This is a genomic window from Mesorhizobium sp. WSM4844 (assembly GCF_055811775.1).
The window spans coordinates 1-20211 of sequence record NZ_JBVVQB010000064.1; the positions used below are offsets into that span (position 1 = coordinate 1).

The following is a 20211-nucleotide window of genomic DNA, read 5'->3' on the forward strand; positions in this document are numbered from 1 at the left end:
AAAGAAAGGGCGTTGTCGGTGAAGCTGCCAATCTCCCCCCGTGTGGGGGAGATGTCCGGCAGGACAGAGGGGGGCGCTGTCCCGCCGGCATCTGTCGTTGGCGCGAACGCCATCGATCAGCAGGTCGCCATCGCCAACGGCGCGCCCGGTTCGCCTTCCCACAGGATCAGGCTGGCCGCGCCGATCAGTCCTGCGCGGTCGCCAAGCCGCGCCGGCACGATCGGTACATCCCTGTAGGCCGGCATCGCCCGCTGCTCGACGGTTGCCCTGATGGTCGGAGCCAACAGGTCGAAACCGTTGGCGAGGCCGCCGCCCATGACGATCAGATCCGGCGAATAGAGGTGAAGCAGATTGGTGAAGCCGATGCCGAGCCACTTCGCCTCAGCCTCGATCAATTCGAGCGCGCTGATATCGCCGGCACGTGCGGCTTCGACGACCTGCCTGGCCGAAACGTCGCCGTCAGCCGAAAGGCGCCTAAGCAGGGAGCCGTCGCCCGGCGCGGTCAGCGCCGTGGCACGCCGCCCGAGCGCGGTACCGGAGGCGACCGCCTCGAAACAGCCGACGGCGCCGCAGAAGCAGCGGTCGCCCTCGCCGGTGATGGTCATGTGGCCGATCTCGGCGGCAAGCCCGCGCCGGCCGTGATAGATGTGGCCGTCGGCGACGACGCCGCCACCAATGCCGGTCGATACGGTGACGAACACGAGGGATCCGGTACCTTGGCCGGCGCCGAAGCGCCATTCGCCAAGAGCGGCCGCGTTAGCGTCGTTTTCCAGCCGCACCGGCAGGCCGAAATGCTTGCCAAGAATGTCGATCAACGGCACGTCGTGCCAGCCGGCCAGCGTCGGCGGCGCGATCACGATACCGGCCTTGGGATCGAGCGGTCCCGGCGCGCCGATGCCGATCCCGGCGACCTCCGCCTGTGGGCGCTGTGTCAGAAGAGCCCCGGCCAGTGCGATGATCTGGCCGATCACCGCATCCGATCCCGCAATCGCCATCGTCGGCGCCGAGACCTGCGCGACAACGCCGCCGTCGCTCTCGACCAGCGCGCCGCGCAGCTCCGTTCCGCCGAGATCGAAGGCGAGGGCCAGTCTTGTCATCAGGCGGCGACCTTCAGCCCATGCAGCCAGCGAATGCGCTGCGCAAGGTCGGGGTCGCCGAACGCCAGCGATCCGAGCACCACCGTCTCGGCGCCAGAGGCGCGCAGGCGCGGCACCGTCTCGTGGCGGATGCCGCCGTCGGCAGCCAGGATGATGTCGGTCTCGCGACCGGCTTTTCTCATCAGTGCGCGCGCTTCGATCAAACGTGGGCAGGCCTGCTCGGAAAGGCTCTGGCCCTTGACGCCGATGGATGTGCCGAGAAGCGTCACAAACGCCACTTGCGACAGGAAAGGCGTGACCGCGGCCACCGGCGTTTCCAGCCTGAGCACCACGCCGGCCTCGGCGCCGAGCGCATGCGCCAGCCGCACGGCGCGCAGGCCGGCTTCGCCGTTTTCGGCGTGGACACTGACCAGGTCGGCACCGGCCTCGATGAACTGGCGCGCCTGCTCCTCGACGATCTCCGCTTCGACCATCAGGTGAACATGGATAGGCCTTGCCGTCAGCCCGGCGATCCGCGCTACCAGATCCGGGAAGAACAGGAAGCCGGGGGTGAAGCGGGCGTCTGCGACATCGATGTGGTGGAGGTCGACATGAGGTTCTATGCGCTTCAGGTCGCGCTCCATATTGGCAAGATCGGCCGACCACAGCGAAAACTCGCCGAGCAGCCGGTTGCGCGGCAGGGCGGCGATGGCGGCGGGACCGGACAGGGTTTTGGTCGTCATGACGGAATGAGGCTCCGAAAATTCGAGTGGGTGTGAAGGAAGGTCGTGATCTCGGCCTGCAACTCGGCGAAATGCCTGACGCTGTCGAGCGCCTTGGGATGGATTTCGGCAAAGGTCGCGCCGGGAATGGCTGCGGCGAGCGTTAGGGCCGCCGAGAGCGGATGCACCGCATCCATCGCATTGCCGATGACCAGCGTCGGAATGCCAAGCACCGCGGCGTCACGCGCCGAAACACCCGGGCCGTCGGCGGCAATGTCGGCGAGGACCTGCGCGAATGGCGCGGCGTCCGGCCGGTCGAAATAGCCGAACAGCGAGGCAAAATTGTCGGGTGCTTCACGCTGCAGGCGCGCGGCGGTTTCCGATTGCGCGAAGATCGCCCTCGCCTTGTCGGGCCCGTGGTCCAGGATGAGCCTGGCAACCTCGGCGATCGGCCGCAGGTTCACCGGCGCGCTGTCGAAAATCCAGGCCGGCCGCACCAGGAGAAGACCAGCGACGCGGTCCGGATGACGGCAGGCCAGGCGCATGGCGATTGCGGCGCCCATCGAAATGCCGCCGGCGACGAAACGGTCGAGACCGGCCTGATCGGCGGCGGCAACAACATCGTCCGCGAACATCTCCAGGGAAAACGGCCGGTGGCTGCCCAGTCCGGAGGCGCCGTGTCCGCGGCATTCCAGCGTGATGCGCCGCAAGCCCGGCCCGGAAGGGAAGGCTTGGGCAACCTGCGCGTCGCCACCGCCCAGCCCATGCTGAAAGATGACCGCAATGCCGTCGCCACTATCGGAAATCCGAAGCGTGGCGTCATCGCGAAGCAGCGTGGCCAGGCGCGCCATCACACCAGCCCTTTGAGGAAGCGGGCAACGCCGGGGGCCTCTTCGGCCGAGAGGGCATGCGTGACCAGCGCCCCATCAAAGCCCGATGCTTTCAGCCTGGCGACGAAATCCGCAAAGTCGACGATACCCCGGCCGGCTGTAGCGAATCGGCCGTCAGCGAAACGGTCCTTGGCGTGGGCCATGGCGACGTGGCCCGCGGTGCGTTCGACGGCGGCTGCGACGATGTCGCGTGCCTCGGCCGGGCTCGCCTGCTCGAACAGGTTGGCCGGATCGAGCACGACGCGCAGCCGTGTCGAGCCCATCTCGGCGATCAGGCGCATCGCGTCCGAGGCCGAGGTGACGATGTTGGCCTGTTCGGGTTCGATGCCAAGATCAACGCCGTGACGCTCCGCGAGCAGCAACGCCTTTTCCATCTCGCCCGCCATGTCGTCCCATGCCGAGGGCTCGCTATTGTCGGGATGGTATGCCCACTGATCGTCCGCGTTGCGCGTTCCCGTGCACAAGGTGACCAGCGGAACGGAAAGCTCTGCCGCGGTCTTGATGACCACGCCAAGCCGGCGCAGGCCGTCGTCGCGCACAGCTTTGGCGGGATGGGCCATGTTGTAGGTTCCCGAGAGCGCTGCCAGGGCGACACTGCAGGCCTTCGATGCGGCCGCGATGGCATCATTGGCGTCTTTTTGCACCGCCTCCGGCATCGACGGCAGCCCGGCGCAGGCAAGGTTGAACTGGGTGACGGCAAATCCAGCGTCGCGGACCGCTGCCAGCACGCCAGCCGGCTCGCTGCCCGGGAACGTCTTGGCGAACACCCCGATCTGCATCAGACCGCTCCCGTTACGGAGGCGATCTCGACGCGATCACCGGTTTCGACCGAACGGGCGATCGCCACCATGGCGCGGATCGAGGCAAGGCCGTCCTCGACGTTGGCGCCGCGCATCGGCTTGCCGTCAAGGATTGTGTCGGCGAGGCCTTCGAGCTGGCGCCTGAAGAAATGCCCGTCCGCGCCGAGCGGCCTTCGCGACGTTGCATCCTTCTCGTGAAAGATATCGACCTCACTCGCCCGGAAATACCAGGGATTGAAGGTCTTCGCGATCACCGAGCCGTTTTCGCCATGGAGCTGAAAACCCTCGTGCCAGTCCATGCGGACAGCCACGGTGAGGTCAAGGTGGCCGAGCGCGCCATTGGCGAATTCGGTTTCGACGAACCAGCAATAGGCGCCGAAACGCTCGTTGAGCCGGGCACGCACGGCAACGATCTCGCCGCACAGGAAGCGCGCGGTGTCGACAAGGTGCGAGCCGTGCGCGAGCATGAAATACTGCCTGAGATCGGCCTTCGGATTGCCGCCCGGCTTGCGCGCCAGCTTGCTGGTGACCGGCAGCGGCTGGACCGCGTCGGTGTTGGTGTAGCGGTGCGTGGAATCGCAATACCAGGCTTTTAGCGCCAGGATCTCGCCGATCTCGTCGCGGACGAAATCGCGCGCCGCTTCCAGTGCCGGGTCGAAGCGCTTCATGTGGCCGACCTGCAGCACCTTGCCGGAGCGCCGGACCGCATCGGCGAGCATCTCGCCTTCCTCGACCGAGACGCCGATCGGCTTTTCACACAGCACGTGCTTGCCGGCCTCGAGCGCCTTGATCGACATCGGCACGTGATAGGCGTCGGAGGTCGCCACGATCACCGCTTCCAGTTGCGGGTCGGCGAGCATCTCATCGTAATCGCCATAGATTTTTTCGGGTTCATAGGTCGCGGCCATGCGCGCCAGAAGATCGGGGGCGGCATCGCAGATCGCATAGAGATCGGCGTTGCCGGCCTTCACGCAGGATTCGAGATGCGCGAATTGCGCGATCGGCCCGCAGCCGAGCACGCCGACACGAAGGCGACGGTCTTGCTTCCGGATCATGGTCTCTTCCTCACGCGCCGTAGCCGCGCATAGTCTGGCGGTTGGTCTTGACCGCGGCGGCCGGATCGCCGGCGGCGGTCTCGGATTCCTCTTCCAGCACCAGCCAGCCGTTGAAACGAGGTGCGGCGCTGGCGACATCGATCACCGCTTGGGTGTCGCAGACGCCCTTGCCGAGCATAGCCCAGGTGCCGCTGGCGTCGACGTCTTTCAGATGCACGTAGCGGATGCGGTCGCGGTAGGTGGTGAGCGTATCGATCATGTCTTGATGGCCGCGCAAGATGTGTCCGGTGTCGGGCACCCAGCCGACGAGCGACGGATCGACCAGTTCGAAAATCCGATCGTAGTCGGCACGGTCGAACAGCAGCGTGTTGTGGTGGGAACTGGGATGGACGGCGATGTCGACGCCGGCCCTGCGTCCGAGTTCGCCGGCCTTGTTGTAGACCTCGGCCGCGATGGCAAACTTGTCGTCACGCGGGCCGTCGGACACGACGGTGGCCGAGCCCATCGAAACCAGCGCGCCTGGAAAGGCAGCGGCAAAATCGATCCAGCGTTTCGCTGTCTCAAGGTCGGCGCCGATGCTCTCCTTCAGCGTAAAGCCGCTCTTCGAGCCGAAGGCGAAAGAAACAAGGGTGAGGTCGGCCGATCTCAGCGCCGCGGCGAATTCCACCGGCCTGTCGGCATAGCGGCCGATCATCGTGTCGGTGATCTCGATGCCGGCATAACCGCCATCGGCGATCGCCTTGAGCAGATCGTCGGGACCACCGGCAAACCGGTCTCCGAGCATTTCCCAGGTGAAGGTCTGGCAACCGACTTTCAGGTCTTTCATACTTTCATTCCTTGATGCCGCCCTGCGTCAGCCCTTTGTTGATGGATGAACAGCACGAGCACGATTCAGCGGCGCTATGAAGACGCCCGAGGCCGCGGCGATATCGCCTGCCAGCAGAGAAGGTCCAATCCATCGATTTCGACGCGCGGCCTTCCCCATCGGTTCTCCGTGGGAGGGACATTCTACTTGACCGAGCCCGCGGTCATGCCTGCGAGGAAGAACCTCTGGGCAACGAGGTAGATGAGCAAGAGCGGTAGCGAGCCCAGCACGCTCATCGCCATCATCTGGTTCCATTCGAAGGCGTGCTGCCCCATCAAAAGTTGGATGCCGATCGGGACGGTGCGCATGGACGTTGACTTCGTCAGCGTCAGCGCAAAGAGAAATTCGTTCCAGCACAACAGGAAGGTGTAGACCGACGTCGCCACGATACCAGGCAGTGAAATCGGGACGATCACCCGCCAGAGTGCGGTCCAGCTGGTGCCGCCGTCGACAGCCACCGCTTCATCGAGATCGCGGGGCAAGGTGTTCAGATATCCCGTCATCAGCAGGATCGCGTAGGGCAGCGTAAACACCAGGTAAGTCAGGATCAGTGCGACGTAGGTGTCGAAGATGCCATACGAGACGACAAGCCCGAAGAAGGGGATCAAAAGCGTGATCGGCGGAATCGTCTGCGTGCTGATGATGAGTGTGTTGAGGCTGCCCTTTCCGCGGAAATTGAAACGGCTGAACCCATAAGCCGCCAGCAAGGCGATCAGGACCGTCAGCACGGTCACCGCTCCGGCCACGAAGTAGCTGTTGAAGAAGAAGCGCAGCTTTACCGGGTCGCCAAGGATGGCCGCATACGCTTCCAGCGTGAAGGCCTTCGGCAGGACGGTTGGTGGCAGGGCAAAGATTTCGGTATTCGACTTGAACGAGCTGCTCAGCATCCAGTAGATCGGGAAGGCCGCGAAAAAGAGCCCTGCGGCAAGCGCGACATGGAGCGCGAGGGTGATCAGTCTGTCTTTCGGTGTGTGCCTTTTCCTCATGGTGACTACCGAGCCTTTTGATAGCGGATGTAGAACAGCGTCAGGCCGAGAGAGATCAGCAGGATGACCACGGCGCTCGCCGACGCCTGCGACAGGTTGTAGCTCGAAAACGCCAGCTTGTACGTGTAGGTGCTGAGGACCTCGGTCGAGTAGATCGGACCGCCGCCCGTCGTTATCCAGATCAATGGAAAGACCTGCATGGTCCAGATGAAGTCGAGCAGTGAGATGCTGATGATGATCGGCATCAGCTGCGGGATGGTGATGAAGATCAGCTTCTGGTAGGCTTTCGCCCCGTCGATATCGGCGGCCTCGTAGAAATCCTTGGGAATGCCCTGCAAGCCTGCGAGCAAGCTGACCATGAAAAGCGGGTAGCCCGCCCAGATATTGGCGAAGGTGACGGCGTGCAGCGCGGTCGCCGTCGAGGAAAACCACTCGACCTTGGAACCGATGACGCCCATCTGCATGAGAACGCTGTTCACGACACCGTTCGGCTCGAGCAGGAGGCGCCAGATCACGGCGATAATCACCGCGGTGAACAGCCAAGGCAGTATGTAGAGCACGCGCAGAATGTTGCGCAGCGTCGGATTGATGCGGTCGCTGTTCAGCATGAGTGCGAAGACCATGCCGATGGTCATATGGAAGATGACACTCATGCAGGTGAAGTAGAGCGTGTGCCACAGCGAGGCCCAGAACACCGGATCGGCAAAGATCGCGTGGTAGTGTTTCAGTCCGGCAAAGGATGGGTCGCGACGCAGCACCGCGCTGTTCTGGAACGAATAGCCAATCACCGTCACCATCGGCAGTAGCATCAGAAGGCCGATGATGAGGAGCGAGGGTGACAGATAGAGATAGGGTGCGACCGCTCGTTTCAGTCGATGGTGGGAGCGCTTCTGCCGAGTCATGTGCCACCCTTGGGATGTGCCTTCAAGAGGAAGGTGCGCTTCGGAAAGAGGTCCATCTCAAATTGCCGATCCGTTGTTGACGGGTGGCCTGCCCTAAGTCAGGCTACCCGGTGGAAGATAGCAACGGGGAACAGGTCGCTCAGAATTTCGCCATCCAGCCCTTTTGAGCGTTGGCTGCGGCTTCTTCCGGAGACTGCTCGCCGGCGAGCATCTTCTGGGCTTCCACGTCGAACTGGGTCATCAGGTCTTCAGCCACCGGCAGACCCGTGAACTCGTTGGCGAGATAGCCGGTCTTGAAGATTTCGAAAGCCTTGGCGAAAGCCTTGTCCGAGGTCACGAAATCGGGCTTGGCATTGACGTTGCCCGGGAAGGCGTTCGCAAGCGTCACGAGCTTGGCGTTCACCTTTTCACTCATTAGATATTGGACGAGCTTCCAGGCTTCCTCCTGATGTTTTGAGGCCGCAGAGATGCCGATGCCCCAGGAGGCGTAGGGAAGGCCGCGCTTGCCGTTGTAATTCTCCACGACCGGGACGGCGATGAGGTCGAAGTTCAGCTTGGGATTGCGTTTGCGAATGAGGTTCACATGCGCGAGCGAGTCGATCATCATTCCGACCCGATTGTTCACGAATTCCTCGACCTTTTCCTGCTCGGTCTTGGTGGCAATGCCGGGCGAAATGACGCCGGCGTCGTTCAGCGATTTGACGAAGGTGAGCATATCGACGACCGGCTTGCCCTCGAGAGCCGGCTTGCCGTCAGCCATCATCGATTGACCCGAGGCCCAGACCCACGACATCAGGTCGTTCTGGACACCGGACGGCGTTTGCAGCGACAAGGGCAGCACCCAGCCATACTGGTTCTTGTCGGCATGGGTCATCTTCTTGGCGGCTTCGAGAAACTCCGCGCGGGTCGACGGCAGCTTGGTCACGCCTGCCTGGGCGGCGAGATCCATGTTCACGAAGACCGGATAGACGAACGAAGCCACGGGAAACATCACCGCCTTGCCGTCCACCTTGATGATATCCGCGACCTGCGTCTGGTCGAACTCGCTCGCATCCATCATCGGGTTCATGTCGGCCAGCGCATTCTGCGCGTTCAGATTGTTCACCCAGGCGCCGTCGAGACCGACGACGTCGCTAAGCGTTCCAGTTGCAGCACCAACCGAGATCTGGTCTCGCGTGGTCGCATAGGGGCCGCTGACCAGCGTCACCTTGATTCCGGGGTTTGCAGCCTCGAAGTCATTCATGATTGCCCTGAGCGTGCCGGCCGGCAATTCGGGCTCCCACCATTGGGTGAATTCCAGCGTCGTGTCCGCCATGGCGCCGGTTGCGCCAAGCAACCATGCGGCCGCGGCTATTTTCAGCATCGCGGGTTGTATCCGAAACATCATTTTCTCCTCCTTCTTTAAGATCGACCGCACAATGCGGACGATCGTCTGCTCTACTCAGAAGCCTTCTTGCGTTTCGCAGGCGCCTCGCTCTCGCCTGCGGTCTGCCGCAGATCTTCAGATCGCCAGATGCGTCTCGGGATCGAAGAAATGGAACTTGGCATCATCCACGGCCAACCGGATTTCCGAGCCGGAGTGGACGGCGCTGATCGGCTCGAATCTCGCCACCGCGTTCGATGCCAGGCCAAAATCGTCCACCGCGTCCGGATCGCCGGAGTCCACCCGGACCGCGTCGATGTTCAGATGGACAATATGTTCGGATCCGAGTTCTTCGATCGAGGTCACCTTGGCCGGTATCGTCTGATACTTGCGACCGGATTCGAGGCTGCTGTCATAAAGATCCTCCGGTCGTATGCCGAACACGACCTTGCGCCCCGCAAACGACCTCAAGCCCGGCCTGCGCACGAAGGCTGCCTCCTGCAACCGGATGGCGAAGGTGCCGGACATCAGTTCGTCGCCCGTCAGGGTCGCCTCGAAAAGGTTCATCGAAGGGGAGCCGATGAAGCCGGCAACGAAGGCGTTCACCGGCGATTCATAGAGCCTCTTGGGTGTATCGACCTGCTGCAGCACGCCGCCTTTCAACACCGCGACCCTGTCCCCCATCGTCATCGCTTCGATTTGATCGTGGGTCACGTATATGGTCGTTACGCCGAGCTGCTTTTGCAGACTGGTGATTTCGGCGCGCATTTGCACGCGCAGTTTCGCGTCCAGATTGGAAAGGGGTTCGTCCATGAGAAAGGCGGCCGGCTCGCGCACCATGGCGCGGCCCATGGCAACCCGTTGACGCTGTCCGCCTGAAAGGTTCGCGGGTTTGCTGTCCAGCAAAGACGTCAGCTGAAGGGTTCTGGCGATCTCGTCCACGCGCTTCTTGCGCTCGGCCTTCGGCTTGCCTGCCAGCCGCATCGAAAAGGCGATGTTTTCGAACACCGTCATATGCGGGTAGAGCGCGTAGCTTTGGAAGACCATCGCGATGTCGCGGTCCTTGGGCGGCATGTCGACGACGTCGACTCCGCCGATCCGAAGGCTGCCACTGGTGATGTCCTCCAATCCCGCGATCATTCGCAACGCGGTGGATTTGCCGCAGCCGGACGGCCCGACGAGAATCAAGAACTCGCCGTCCTCGACCGATAGGTTCAACTGGTCGATTGCGCGAAAATTGTTACCGTAGGTTTTGCAGATATTCTCAAGAATGACTTCTGCCATATTCCTCCCTCCGCAAGTATAAGCCGCTGATTTTTATAACCATCCTCGGAGCATGTTCACCTGCGAAATATTTCATCGTATAGTTTCTAGCTATGTTCCAGTATTGACATGCGTTTTTTTCAGTTCGACTGCTGACGGCGCGTTCGTCGATGCCAGGAGTTCCGTAACCTGGTCGTCGGTCGGAAGCGCCTCGCGCCCGCCACGGCCCGTTATCGAAAGGGCTGCCGCCGCGGCCGCGAATGCCACCCGGCCTGCGGTGCCGGCTCCGCGCGTCAACGCATGGGCATAGGCGCCATGAAAGCAGTCACCCGCACCGGTCGAGTCGACGACCACAATCCTGTGCGGGGGCAGGTGCCAGAGACCTGTCTCTTCACGCCCGCGATAGTACACGCCCCTGCCACCGTCGGTCAGAACCACTGCGGACCGCGACGGCAACCACAATGTATCGAGCATCTCGGCGGGCGATAGGCACCCCGTGGCAGTCCGCGCAAAGCCGAGTGGAAGAATGAGATGGTCGCAGAGCGCGATCAGCCGCTCCGTGGCTGGGCCGCTGCTCCATTCGATATCGCCGAGGATCGCAAGGCCGAGATCGCGAGCCCGAGCCACGACATCCAGGGACCGGATCGCGTAGCTATCGACGATCAGGACGGTCGCGCGGCTGAGGATATCGTCCGGAAAATCCGGAGCGGTGCCCAGCATCGCATCGTCGTCATACGCGATGAACCGTTCCCCGTCCGAGCCGACGGTGATCCGCGAGCGCACCGGGCGCGCGTCGGGGTGGCGCGGCGCGAATGCGGTTTCAACACCGCTCGCAACGAGATCGCGCAGCACGGCGTCGTCCGCGGCACTGCCCAGCCATCCGGCGAACCCGGCGGTTCCGCCGAGTCGCACGACGGCGGCCAGCGCCGTCGCAACATTTCCCCCGAAAGCGCGGGCACTTTGCAGAACCTTCCCCTTGCCCGCCGACAACGGCTGATCGACGTAGACGATGTCGTCAATCGCAATAGCGCCGAAGCCGAGGATCGCGGGGACGGTGGGCATCGTTCAGGCACCCGCCTTCGCCAGGGCGTCTTGCGCCGAAAGGCCGTCATGGATGACGCCCCGAAAGGCAAGCGCTGCCTTCTCCGGATCGCCATGCCCCCAAAGATTGCGGCCTACCACGGCGCCGCGTGCGCCGGCACGGATGGCGTCCGCCGTCTGCTGAAGCGCGCCGAGCAGCGTATCGGTCTTTGGACCGCCCGCGATCACAACCGGCACCGGGCAGGTCCGGACGGTCTCTCGGAACGACTCGAAATCGCCCGTGTAGCCGATCTTGATCACGTCGACGCCGGACTCGTAGCCGATGCGCGCCGCATAGGCGATCTCGTCGGGGGTGAAGACGATTTTTGCTCCGTCGGTGAAATCGCGAGGGTAGATATGCGCCACCACAGGCATGCCGTAGCGGGCCGCTGCATTTACCGAATCGGTCAGCCAGCGTATGTATTTGCCCTCGGTCGCGCCGCGTACCGGAATGGCCACGGCCAACGCATCGGCCCCCGCGCGCACCGCATCCTCGGGCGTTGCGATCAACTCGCTGATGCGATCGTCCGGAGTGAAGCAGCCCGCCTGAATCACCAGGGAAGCTTTGCCCGCATATTGCGGCCACAGATGGCGCGCGGTGCCAGGCTGGATGCTGACGTAGTCGGGTTTGCCCACCATGACGCGTGCGAGCGCACCCGGCAGGTCGGCAAGGCCGCCTTTGCGCACGTCGCCATAGCCGACGAAGTGGTCGACCGCGCCGCCAAAAAGTTTCCCCGATGGATGCGAGAAGAGGCGCGCAAGACGCACCTTGGTTCCTAGGCTCATGAGTGCAAAATTCCCCAATCGTTTGATTTCAAAATCCTGGGCCCAGCGTTTCCGAAAGAAACAAGAAATACAATCTTTCGAAAGCTTTCGAATTTGCATATTTTTGGTAAGCTGAACCGAGGCCAGAGCGGTTGCTTGGCGCAGGGAAGGGCAGGGCAATGTTGTCGGAGCAGAGACGCCAATCGATCCTGGGTGAGGTGCAGCGCAGCGGACAGGTGCGCACGAAGGACCTGTCAGACGGGTTTGGCGTGTCGGAGGTCACGGTGCGTTCCGACCTCGAGATACTTGACCGCAAGGGACTACTGACCAAGACCCGTGGAGGGGCGGTGACCCGGACCACCGATTCGACTACGGCCGCGTTCGCCCGGCGGATGCAAACGAACCTCGACGCAAAGAAGCGCATCGCCCGGGCGGCGCTAGACCTGTTCGAGGACAACCAATCGGTCATCTTCGACGGCGGCTCGACATTGATGCAGGTTGCCATGCAGTTACCGCCGCTCAGCAATGTCGTGGTCGCGGCCACGGCCATGAATATCGTGCAGCATCTTATGCATCGTCCCGGGCTCGACGTTCATATGATCGGCGGCCGGGTCTATCCCGACACGGTGAGCACGCTGATCACCGATGCCGATACGGCTCTCGGCGGCTTGGTAGCGCATCAGGTCTTTGTTGGAGCGCATGCGATAGACTCGTCACTGGATGTGGTCGACGTGAACGAAGACATGGCGCGAACGAAGCGAAACCTCGTTCGCATGGCCCGGCGCGTTGTCCTCCTCGCCGATTCGAGCAAATGGGGCGTCAGCGGGACCTCCAAGGCATTTTCGCTGTCGGCCGTCGATGTGGTGATCACCGACGATGGCCTGCCCGGTCCAATACGCAGCCAGCTTGAGATGACCGGAGCCAAGGTGATCTATGCCTGAACCCATCTCGGTCCCTGACCGCGACGGAAAGATCCAATGCGCGCATGACCCACGGGCTTCGCATCGGCTGTTGGCCGTCAGTCATGTTCTCCTCCTCAAGGCTGGCGGCCTCCAATGTTGCGCCATCATTTTCGCATGTTCTATAATAATTTTACGCGCGTCAACATTTAAAATGCTGTAAAGCGGTTTTCGAATGTGATCCGTTGGACGCAACGGCTGAGGCAGACCATCACCGCGTTGGGAGGTACGATCTAAAATGCACGGGAGATCAAAGACAAAGCTTGGCATTGGCGTCATCGGCTGCGGCAACATCTCGATGACCTATCTGCGCAACGCGGCTTTGTTCGATGGGGTCGAGCTCAGCGCCTGCGCCGACATTTCGGCCGATATGGCTGCGCTGCGTGCCAAGGAATATGGCATCCGCGCGCTCGGCGTCGACGCGCTTTTGGCCGACCCGAACATCGACCTTGTCCTCAACTTGACGATACCGGCGGCGCATTTCGATATTTCGCTTTCGGCGCTTTCGGCGGGAAAGCACGTCTTCACCGAAAAGCCGCTGGCGACCTCGGCCAAGGATGGCAGGCGGCTTGTCGCCGAGGCGGCGGAGCGCGGGCTGCTGCTGGGCTCGGCCCCGGACACCTTCCTTGGCGCCGCCGGACGGCGGGCACGCCGCCTCATGGACGAGGGTGCGCTCGGCCGGCCGGTGACCGGCACCGCTTTCATGATGGGGCGCGGCATGGAGCACTGGCATCCCAATCCGCAATTCTATTATCAGCCCGGCGGCGGACCGGTCTTCGACATGGGTCCCTACTACCTGACGATGCTGGTCAATTTGCTCGGGCCGGTGGCCCGCGTGATGGCGATGGCGACGCGGGGCCAGGAGGAGCGGCTGATCACCGCCGAAGGCCCCTACCGGAACACCAGCTTCAAGGTCGGCACACCGACCAACATCCTGTCGCTGCTGGAGTTCCGCTCAGGCGCCACCGTCACCTTCGGCGCCTCGTGGGATGTCTTCAGGCACTCCAACCACCCGATCGAGCTGCATGGGACGGAAGGCTCGCTCAGGCTGCCCGATCCGGATACGTTCGGCGGCACCGTCTCGCTGTCGGAACGAGGGGCCGACTGGGCCGACTTCCACAGTGAGAGCGAACTCTATGGCGCGCGCAATTGGCCCTTCGCCGCGCCAGACCGCGCGAATTACCGCATGCTCGGCGTTGCCGATCTTTCGCGCGCGCTGACAACAGGAAGAAAGCCGCGGGCGTCCGGCGATCTTGCGCTTCATGTGCTGGAAATCATGGAGGCGATCCTCGCTTCGGGTGAGAGCCGCGAGTCCGTCGCCGTCAACGCAACGGTCGATCAGCCGCCGCTCTTCCAGGACGCCGAAGCGGCGAGCCTGCTCGTCTGATATCGGAGGGCTTACGATGACGACATTGCTTTCACCCTTGCTCGATCCGGAGGCCCGGCATGTGCTCGACCTTGACCGGCAGGCGGCCGCCCCGCCATTCGAAGCCGGCACGCCTGAAGAGGCGCGCCGCGCCTATGAGGAGGGCTTTCCGGCACTCCAGGGCGAACGCGAGCCGGTCGGCTCATTGACCGAGCGCACCATCACCGGACCCGGCGGCCCGTTGACGCTCAGAATCTATCGCGGACAGGGCGCGGTCGGAGCCGCTGCCCCGGCGCTGCTCTATCTGCATGGCGGCGGCTGGGTGATCGGCAATCTCGAGTCGCATGACGAGATCTGCCGCTGGCTTGCGAATATGGCGGCCTGCGTCGTCGTCTCTCCCGACTACCGGCTGGCGCCGGAACACAAATTTCCGGCGGCCATCGAAGATTGCCGCGCCGTACTTTCCTTCATGCAGGACGGCGCGGGCGATCTCGGCATCGACGCCGAACGGATCGCTGTCGCCGGCGACAGTGCCGGCGGCAATCTCGCTACCGTCCTTTGCCTGCTTGCGCGCGGCGACGAGAAGCCGCCGGCGGCGCAGCTGCTGTTCTATCCGAACACGGACGCCTCGCAGGCGGCGGACAGCTATCGCCGCTTTGCCGACGGTTATGGCCTGACTTCGGCGACCATGGCCTGGTTCCGCGACCACTATATCAACCATGCTGGCGAGATTGATGACTGGCGCGTGTCGCCGCTCAAGGCCGCAAGCCTTGCCGGCGCAGCGCCGGCTTTTGTCGCAATCGCCGGCCATGATATCCTCGCCGACGAAGCCGAGGCCTACGCGAAGCGTCTGGAAGATGACGAGGTGCCGGTCGTCCTGCGGCGCTGGCCCGGCCAGATCCACGGCTTCGTTTCGATGGGCCGCCATGGTCCGGCGGCGCGGCAAGCGGTCGGCGCGGCAGTTGCCGCATGGCGCGGCTTCGATCCTGTGTTTGGAAACGCTCAGGCCGACTGACGCATGACCAGCGTTGCGTCGAGACTGACCCTGGGGGCAACTGCCGCGTCGTCCTCGTCAAGCAAGGCCAGCAGCGTCTCGACGCTGCGTCCGGCCATGGAAGCGAAGTCCTGCGCCATGGTGGTGAGGGCAGGACAGGTGTAGCGGCTCAGCGGATGGTCGTCATGGGCTGCGACCCGCAGGTCGCAATCGCCCTTGCGTCCGACCTTGCGGCCTTGCGAGTAGGCGGCAGCCATCACGCCGAAGGCGAGGCGGTCGTTGGCGCACAGAATGGTCTTGCCCGGCAGGCCGCCACGGACGAGCATCGCTTCCATCTGCTCATAGCCGATCCGTTCGAAATCCCAGCTGTAGTCATAAGGGGTGCCGATGAGCACCGGCTCATGCCCGAGCCGCTGCATGGCGCCGACATAGCTGTTCAGGCGCTCGCGCGAATTGTGGTTGACGTGCGGGATATCGAAATAGACCGGAGCATCGCCGGAGCGGCAGAGATAATCGACGATGGTCGAGACGCTCTGGCTGTTGTTGTTGCCGACGAATGGCGTGTCGCCCTCGAGATAAGTGTCGAAATAGACGATCGGTATGGTCTGTGTCAGCTTCTCCAGCGTGCGCTCGTCGGAGCGTCGGCCGAGCGGCGCGATCAGCGCGCCGGAAACTTTTAGCGAAAGAATGGTTCGCGTCGCTTCCACTTCGAGCTCGCGCGAGCCGTGCGAGGAGATCACGATCGGCCAGTAGCCTTCGTCGCGCAGCCTGAGTTCGATGCGGCTCACCATTTCCGAATAGAAGGGATCGGCGAGCGTCGGCACGACAATGCCGATGCTGCGGGTCCGCTTGCGGTTGAGGTTGCGTGCAAACAGATTGGGCTGGTAGTCGGACGAGCGCAGCGCCACTTCGATCCGCTGACGTGTCGCCGGCTTGACGCTGCTCGGATCGTCGAAATATTTCGACAGTGTCGGCCTGGAGACACCACAAGAGCGAGCAAAATCCTCCATCGTCTTGTGCGTCATCGACATCAAAGCCCCCGAATGCAAGGCGAAACTTTACAGTAAAATTGTATAGTTTCCATGCGTAAATTTATTAATTGACGCGAAAAAGCACAAGCCGTATTCACTTGCAGTAGGCGAATTCGAGGGATTGCGCGAGATGAAGAAGCTGGTCGGTGCCGGCGAGATTCTGGTCGAGATCATGGCCGAGCGGATCGGTCAGAGCTTTCTCGAGCCTGGTCCGCTGCTTGGGCCCTACCCGTCGGGCGCGCCCGCGATCTTCATCGGCCAGGCGGCGGCGCTCGGCCAGCCGGCCGGCCTCATCGGCGCCGTCGGCGACGACGATTTCGGCAGGCTGAACATCGATCGGCTGCGGGCACTGGGCGCCGACGTGTCGGCGATCGCGGTTCACACGGGCCATGCGACGGGCACGGCCTTCGTCACCTACCGGGCCGACGCGAGCCGGCATTTCGTCTTCAACATCCGCAACAGCGCCGCCGGCCTGATCGAGACAAACGCGGCGGCGACAAAGCTGCTCGCCGGTGCCGATCATGTCCATGTCATGGGCTCGTCGCTGTTTTCCGACCGCGCCATCGCGGTGGCGCTATCGGCGATCGAGACGGTCAAGGCCAGAGGTGGAACCGTGTCCTTCGATCCGAACATCCGCCGCGAGATAATGCAGGCATCCGGCATGCGCGAAGCACTCGACCAAGTGCTGGCGCGAACCGACATCTTCCTGCCGAGCGGCGAGGAGCTCTTCCTGTTTTCGTCCGCCAGGGACGAGGAGGGTGCAGTCGACGAACTGCTGGCCCGTGGCCTGTCCTGCATCGTCCTGAAGAAAGGCGCCGCCGGCGCCGTTTATCATGATCATCACGGTGCGGTCGCCTCGTCCGGCTTTGCCGTCGACGAGGTCGATCCGACCGGTGCGGGCGACTGCTTCGGTGCTGCTTTCGTCTCGTTCTGGCTGCGCGGGGCGGCTCCTGCCGACGCGCTGCGGATCGCCAATGCCTGCGGTGCGCTTGCCGTCACCCGCAAGGGGCCGATGGAAGGCATTTTCCCGCTTGAAGCGGTCGAGGCCTTCATCGCCACGGGGAACACGCAGTGAGTGGCGCGACGCGAAGGTTTGCGAACATTGCGGCGAGGCGCGCCGCGGGCGAGAGAAGCGGCATCGCCTCGGTCTGCTCGGCGCATCCGCTGGTCATCGAGGCTGCCCTGCGCCACGGTGCGGCGCGGCGCGCGGATGTGCTGATCGAGGCCACCTGCAACCAGGTCAACCACGACGGCGGCTACACCGGGATGACACCTGCGGGGTTCCGCAGCTTCGTCGAGGCGCAAGCGCACAAAGTCGGCTTCCCCGTCGATCGCCTGATCCTCGGCGGCGATCATCTCGGGCCGAATCCCTGGAAGCACATGGCTGCCGCCGCCGCGATGAAGAAGGCTGCGGCGATGATCGATGCCTATGCGAGCGCCGGCTTCACCAAGATGCATCTGGATACGAGCATGGCCTGCGCCGACGATCCAGCCGTGCTCGCTGATGAAACGATCGCCGCGCGTGCGGCCGAACTTGCTGAAATCGCCGAGGCGGCGGTCGAGCGGGCAGGCGGCGAAAAACCGGTCTACGTCATCGGCACCGAAGTGCCGGTGCCGGGCGGGGCGCTGGAGGCGCTCGACCACCTGCATGTGACGGCGCCCGCAGATGCCTTGCGCACCGTAGAAATCCACGAGCGAGCGTTTTCCCGTGCCGGCCTCGAAGCCGCTTTTGGCCGTGCGGTCGGCGCCGTCGTCCAGCCCGGCGTCGAATTCGGCAACACCGAGATCATGCCCTATGCACCCGCCAAGGCGACTGAACTGGTAGCTGTGCTCGACCGTATGCCAAAGGTCGTGTTTGAGGCGCATTCGACCGACTACCAGCCGGCCGAAGCGCTCAATGCTCTCGTTCGCGACGGTTTTGCCATCCTCAAGGTCGGCCCCTGGCTGACCTTCGCGCTTCGCCAAGCGCTGTATGGGCTCAGCCATATCGCCGATATCCTCGCGCCTGACACTTCGCGCGAAAGCCTGCCTGCCGCGATGGAACGCATCATGCTGGCGTCGCCGGACAATTGGCAGCAATACTATCCGGGCACGCCGGACGAGCAGCGCGCGCAGCGGCATTTCTCGTTCAGCGACCGCATCCGCTATTACTGGCCGACGCCGGAGGCGCAGCGCGCAATGCAGGCGCTGCTGGACGTGCTGAGCGAGAAGGATATCCCCCGGCCGCTGATCAGCCAGTATCTGGGGCAGCTCGACGCCGAGGTTGCCGCACGCCGGGTCAAGCCCGTCGCTCACGAGCTTCTGATCGGCAGCATCACCCGTGTCCTCGATATCTACGCGGACGCGACGGGACAGTAGGGATTGCGCTGCCGGAAAGACGGCAGCCGCCCAAATCCGCCTCATATATTCGTCCATGTCGACGCCGTTTCGAAAAGGTGGTCGCCGCAATTTACAACTAACATGTTAGCGTGCTAGTACTGATTGCACGCCGACATCTGGAGAAAATAGTGGTCTCGCGCTTTGGTCTTTCGGTTGCTCTCGCCACGCCTTTCGATGCGTCCGGGCAAATCGCCATCCTTCCCATGGTCACGCAGGCCCGGGCCTGCCTTGGCGCCGGCTGCAGCAGCGCCACGCTCTTCGGCACCACCGGGGAAGGCGCCTCCGTGGGCACGGCAGAGCGGCGGATTGTTACCGAGGCCATGCTGGCCGCCGGCATTCCGGCACATCGGCTCGTTGCCGGCGTGCTGGTCGATGCGGTCGAAGACGCCGCTGAACAGGCGCGGCATGCCTTGCAATGCGGCGTCCGCAACATCCTGCTGGCTCCGCCGAGCTACTTCAAGAATGTCGGCGAGGACGGGCTGTTCGGATGGTTTTCTGCCGTCTTCGCTGCGCTCGGGCCGCTGGCTCGCGGCATCCTCCTCTACAACATCCCCTCTGTCACCATGGTGCCGCTCCCGCTTACCCTGATCGGTCGGCTGTGTGCGGCCTTCCCCGGCGTGATCGCCGGTGTCAAGGATTCGGGTGGCGACTGGAGTTACAGCGAGGCGCTGCTAAGAGCCCATGGCGACATGGTGATCCTGATCGGCGACGAGCGGCACCTGGCCAGAAGCGTGCGCCAGGGCGGGCAGGGCGCCATTTCCGGCATGGCCAATTTCGTCACCGGCGAAATCCGCGCCATGGCCGAGGATGGGCGCGACGATGCCCGTGTCGAGAGCTTCGTGCTCGAATTGCTTAAATATTCGGTCATCCCGGCGGTGAAGGCCATGGTGGCGCGCAAAACCGGGGACGAGCGCTGGCTGGCGGTCCGTCCGCCGCTGGAGCCGATCGGTTCGCAGGGGCGGCAAGAGCTTGCTGCCGCCTACGACAGGCTGTTTGCGACAGAGCCGGCCTGACCGGCAAAGGGAAGCGCGCTGAAATGGACGACAGCAGCGAACCGGCAACCCTCAGGGAAAGAGCTTATGCCAGCTTCACGCGGCATTTGCTGGCCCGCGATCTCAAGCCGGGACAGTTCGTGTCGCAGCGCGAACTGGTTGCCTTTACCGGGCTGCCGCTAGGCGCCATCCGTGAGATCGTGCCGCGTCTCGAGGCCGAGGGGCTTTTGACGACCATCCCGCAGCGCGGCATGCAGATCGCCCATATCGACATCAACCTGATCCGCGAGGCCTTCCAGTTTCGCCTGTTCATGGAGCGTGAGGCGGTGGCGCTGTTCACCGTCAACGCCTCCGACGCCGTGCTCGCCGGCCTGCGGCGCGAACATGAGGACATGCTGGCTCAAGCCTTGTCGCAGACGCCGACGCCGGAAATGGAAGCCAAGGCCCAGAACATCGATTGGGCCATGCACGACACCTTCATCGATGCGCTGGGCAACGAGATCATCGCCAAGGCGTATCTGGTCAATTCGGTAAAGATCAGACTGATCCACCAGGAGCGTTTCCGCATCGATGGGCGCGTCGTGCCGGTGATGCAGGAGCACCTGACGGTGATCGAAGCGCTCGAGAGCCGCGATCCGCAAAAGGCGGTCGAGGCGATCAGCCGGCATATCGACAATGCGCGCCGGTTGGCGCTCCAGATCTGAGGACGTATGGTTCGCGGCT

At 63.3% G+C, this 20211-nt stretch carries 20 protein-coding genes; 7 read left to right on the forward strand and 13 right to left on the reverse strand.

What is annotated here, in order from left to right; all coding sequences use genetic code 11:
* Positions 1 to 116: 116 nt before the first annotated feature.
* The 12 genes from AC0L2A_RS30970 to AC0L2A_RS31025 all read right to left on the reverse strand — a co-directional run bounded on the left by AC0L2A_RS30970 (position 117) and on the right by AC0L2A_RS31025 (position 11788).
* The gene (locus tag AC0L2A_RS30970; protein WP_473612030.1) at positions 117 to 1097 is read right to left on the reverse strand and encodes an ROK family protein; all 981 of its coding nucleotides are present in this window, start codon (positions 1095 to 1097) and stop codon (positions 117 to 119) included.
* Positions 1097 to 1819, reverse strand: coding sequence for a ribulose-phosphate 3-epimerase (locus tag AC0L2A_RS30975; protein ID WP_473612031.1), 723 nt, complete (start codon positions 1817 to 1819; stop codon positions 1097 to 1099). Before AC0L2A_RS30975 ends, AC0L2A_RS30970 begins: the two co-directional genes overlap by 1 nt.
* Positions 1816 to 2649, reverse strand: coding sequence for an alpha/beta fold hydrolase (locus tag AC0L2A_RS30980; protein ID WP_473612032.1), 834 nt, complete (start codon positions 2647 to 2649; stop codon positions 1816 to 1818). The genes AC0L2A_RS30975 and AC0L2A_RS30980 overlap by 4 nt, the downstream gene beginning before the upstream one ends.
* Positions 2649 to 3467: a sugar phosphate isomerase/epimerase family protein gene (locus tag AC0L2A_RS30985; RefSeq protein ID WP_473612034.1), complete on the reverse strand. Its 819-nt coding sequence runs from the start codon at positions 3465 to 3467 to the stop codon at positions 2649 to 2651. Before AC0L2A_RS30985 ends, AC0L2A_RS30980 begins: the two co-directional genes overlap by 1 nt.
* A complete protein-coding gene (locus tag AC0L2A_RS30990) occupies positions 3467 to 4543 on the reverse strand; it encodes a Gfo/Idh/MocA family protein (protein WP_473612035.1) in 1077 nt (358 codons plus the stop codon). Before AC0L2A_RS30990 ends, AC0L2A_RS30985 begins: the two co-directional genes overlap by 1 nt.
* 10 nt (positions 4544 to 4553) lie before the next feature.
* Positions 4554 to 5369, reverse strand: coding sequence for a sugar phosphate isomerase/epimerase family protein (locus AC0L2A_RS30995; protein ID WP_473612036.1), 816 nt, complete (start codon positions 5367 to 5369; stop codon positions 4554 to 4556).
* Positions 5370 to 5551: 182 nt separating this feature from the next.
* The gene (locus tag AC0L2A_RS31000) at positions 5552 to 6394 is read right to left on the reverse strand and encodes a carbohydrate ABC transporter permease (RefSeq protein WP_473612038.1); all 843 of its coding nucleotides are present in this window, start codon (positions 6392 to 6394) and stop codon (positions 5552 to 5554) included.
* A 5-nt stretch (positions 6395 to 6399) separates the two neighbouring features.
* Positions 6400 to 7296, reverse strand: coding sequence for a carbohydrate ABC transporter permease (locus tag AC0L2A_RS31005; protein ID WP_473612039.1), 897 nt, complete (start codon positions 7294 to 7296; stop codon positions 6400 to 6402).
* A 139-nt stretch (positions 7297 to 7435) separates the two neighbouring features.
* Positions 7436 to 8683 carry an ABC transporter substrate-binding protein gene (locus AC0L2A_RS31010; RefSeq protein WP_473612040.1) on the reverse strand — a complete coding sequence of 416 codons (1248 nt, stop codon included), beginning with the start codon at positions 8681 to 8683 and terminating at the stop codon, positions 7436 to 7438.
* A gap of 114 nt (positions 8684 to 8797) precedes the next feature.
* Positions 8798 to 9943 carry an ABC transporter ATP-binding protein gene (locus AC0L2A_RS31015; RefSeq protein WP_473612042.1) on the reverse strand — a complete coding sequence of 382 codons (1146 nt, stop codon included), beginning with the start codon at positions 9941 to 9943 and terminating at the stop codon, positions 8798 to 8800.
* Between the two features lie 90 nt (positions 9944 to 10033).
* On the reverse strand, positions 10034 to 10984 hold the full coding sequence (locus AC0L2A_RS31020) for a PfkB family carbohydrate kinase (protein WP_473612043.1): 951 nt from the start codon (positions 10982 to 10984) through the stop codon (positions 10034 to 10036).
* A gap of 3 nt (positions 10985 to 10987) precedes the next feature.
* Positions 10988 to 11788 carry a beta/alpha barrel domain-containing protein gene (locus AC0L2A_RS31025; RefSeq protein ID WP_023797149.1) on the reverse strand — a complete coding sequence of 267 codons (801 nt, stop codon included), beginning with the start codon at positions 11786 to 11788 and terminating at the stop codon, positions 10988 to 10990.
* A gap of 158 nt (positions 11789 to 11946) precedes the next feature.
* Between AC0L2A_RS31025 and AC0L2A_RS31030 the strand changes: the two genes are divergently transcribed.
* The 3 genes from AC0L2A_RS31030 to AC0L2A_RS31040 all read left to right on the forward strand — a co-directional run bounded on the left by AC0L2A_RS31030 (position 11947) and on the right by AC0L2A_RS31040 (position 15107).
* Positions 11947 to 12708 (forward strand): DeoR/GlpR family DNA-binding transcription regulator, encoded by a 762-nt coding sequence (locus AC0L2A_RS31030; RefSeq protein ID WP_023797150.1) that lies wholly within the window; start codon positions 11947 to 11949, stop codon positions 12706 to 12708.
* Between the two features lie 256 nt (positions 12709 to 12964).
* Entirely contained in the window at positions 12965 to 14113 is a 1149-nt protein-coding gene (locus AC0L2A_RS31035; RefSeq protein WP_473612044.1) for a Gfo/Idh/MocA family protein, read from the forward strand.
* Between the two features lie 16 nt (positions 14114 to 14129).
* A complete protein-coding gene (locus tag AC0L2A_RS31040; RefSeq protein ID WP_473612046.1) occupies positions 14130 to 15107 on the forward strand; it encodes an alpha/beta hydrolase in 978 nt (325 codons plus the stop codon).
* Here AC0L2A_RS31040 and AC0L2A_RS31045 read toward each other — a convergent pair.
* Positions 15095 to 16117 (reverse strand): LacI family DNA-binding transcriptional regulator, encoded by a 1023-nt coding sequence (locus tag AC0L2A_RS31045; RefSeq protein ID WP_473612047.1) that lies wholly within the window; start codon positions 16115 to 16117, stop codon positions 15095 to 15097. The genes AC0L2A_RS31040 and AC0L2A_RS31045 overlap by 13 nt on opposite strands.
* 130 nt (positions 16118 to 16247) lie before the next feature.
* On the opposite strand from AC0L2A_RS31045, the gene AC0L2A_RS31050 reads away from it, so the two are divergent.
* The 4 genes from AC0L2A_RS31050 (at position 16248) to AC0L2A_RS31065 (ending at position 20192) form a co-directional block, all read left to right on the forward strand.
* Positions 16248 to 17192 carry a sugar kinase gene (locus AC0L2A_RS31050; protein WP_473612048.1) on the forward strand — a complete coding sequence of 315 codons (945 nt, stop codon included), beginning with the start codon at positions 16248 to 16250 and terminating at the stop codon, positions 17190 to 17192.
* The gene (locus AC0L2A_RS31055; protein ID WP_473612050.1) at positions 17189 to 18475 is read left to right on the forward strand and encodes a D-tagatose-bisphosphate aldolase, class II, non-catalytic subunit; all 1287 of its coding nucleotides are present in this window, start codon (positions 17189 to 17191) and stop codon (positions 18473 to 18475) included. The genes AC0L2A_RS31050 and AC0L2A_RS31055 overlap by 4 nt, the downstream gene beginning before the upstream one ends.
* Before the next feature lie 149 nt (positions 18476 to 18624).
* Positions 18625 to 19509: a dihydrodipicolinate synthase family protein gene (locus AC0L2A_RS31060; protein WP_473612051.1), complete on the forward strand. Its 885-nt coding sequence runs from the start codon at positions 18625 to 18627 to the stop codon at positions 19507 to 19509.
* Between the two features lie 23 nt (positions 19510 to 19532).
* A complete protein-coding gene (locus AC0L2A_RS31065; protein WP_473515431.1) occupies positions 19533 to 20192 on the forward strand; it encodes a GntR family transcriptional regulator in 660 nt (219 codons plus the stop codon).
* Positions 20193 to 20211 lie beyond the last annotated feature (19 nt).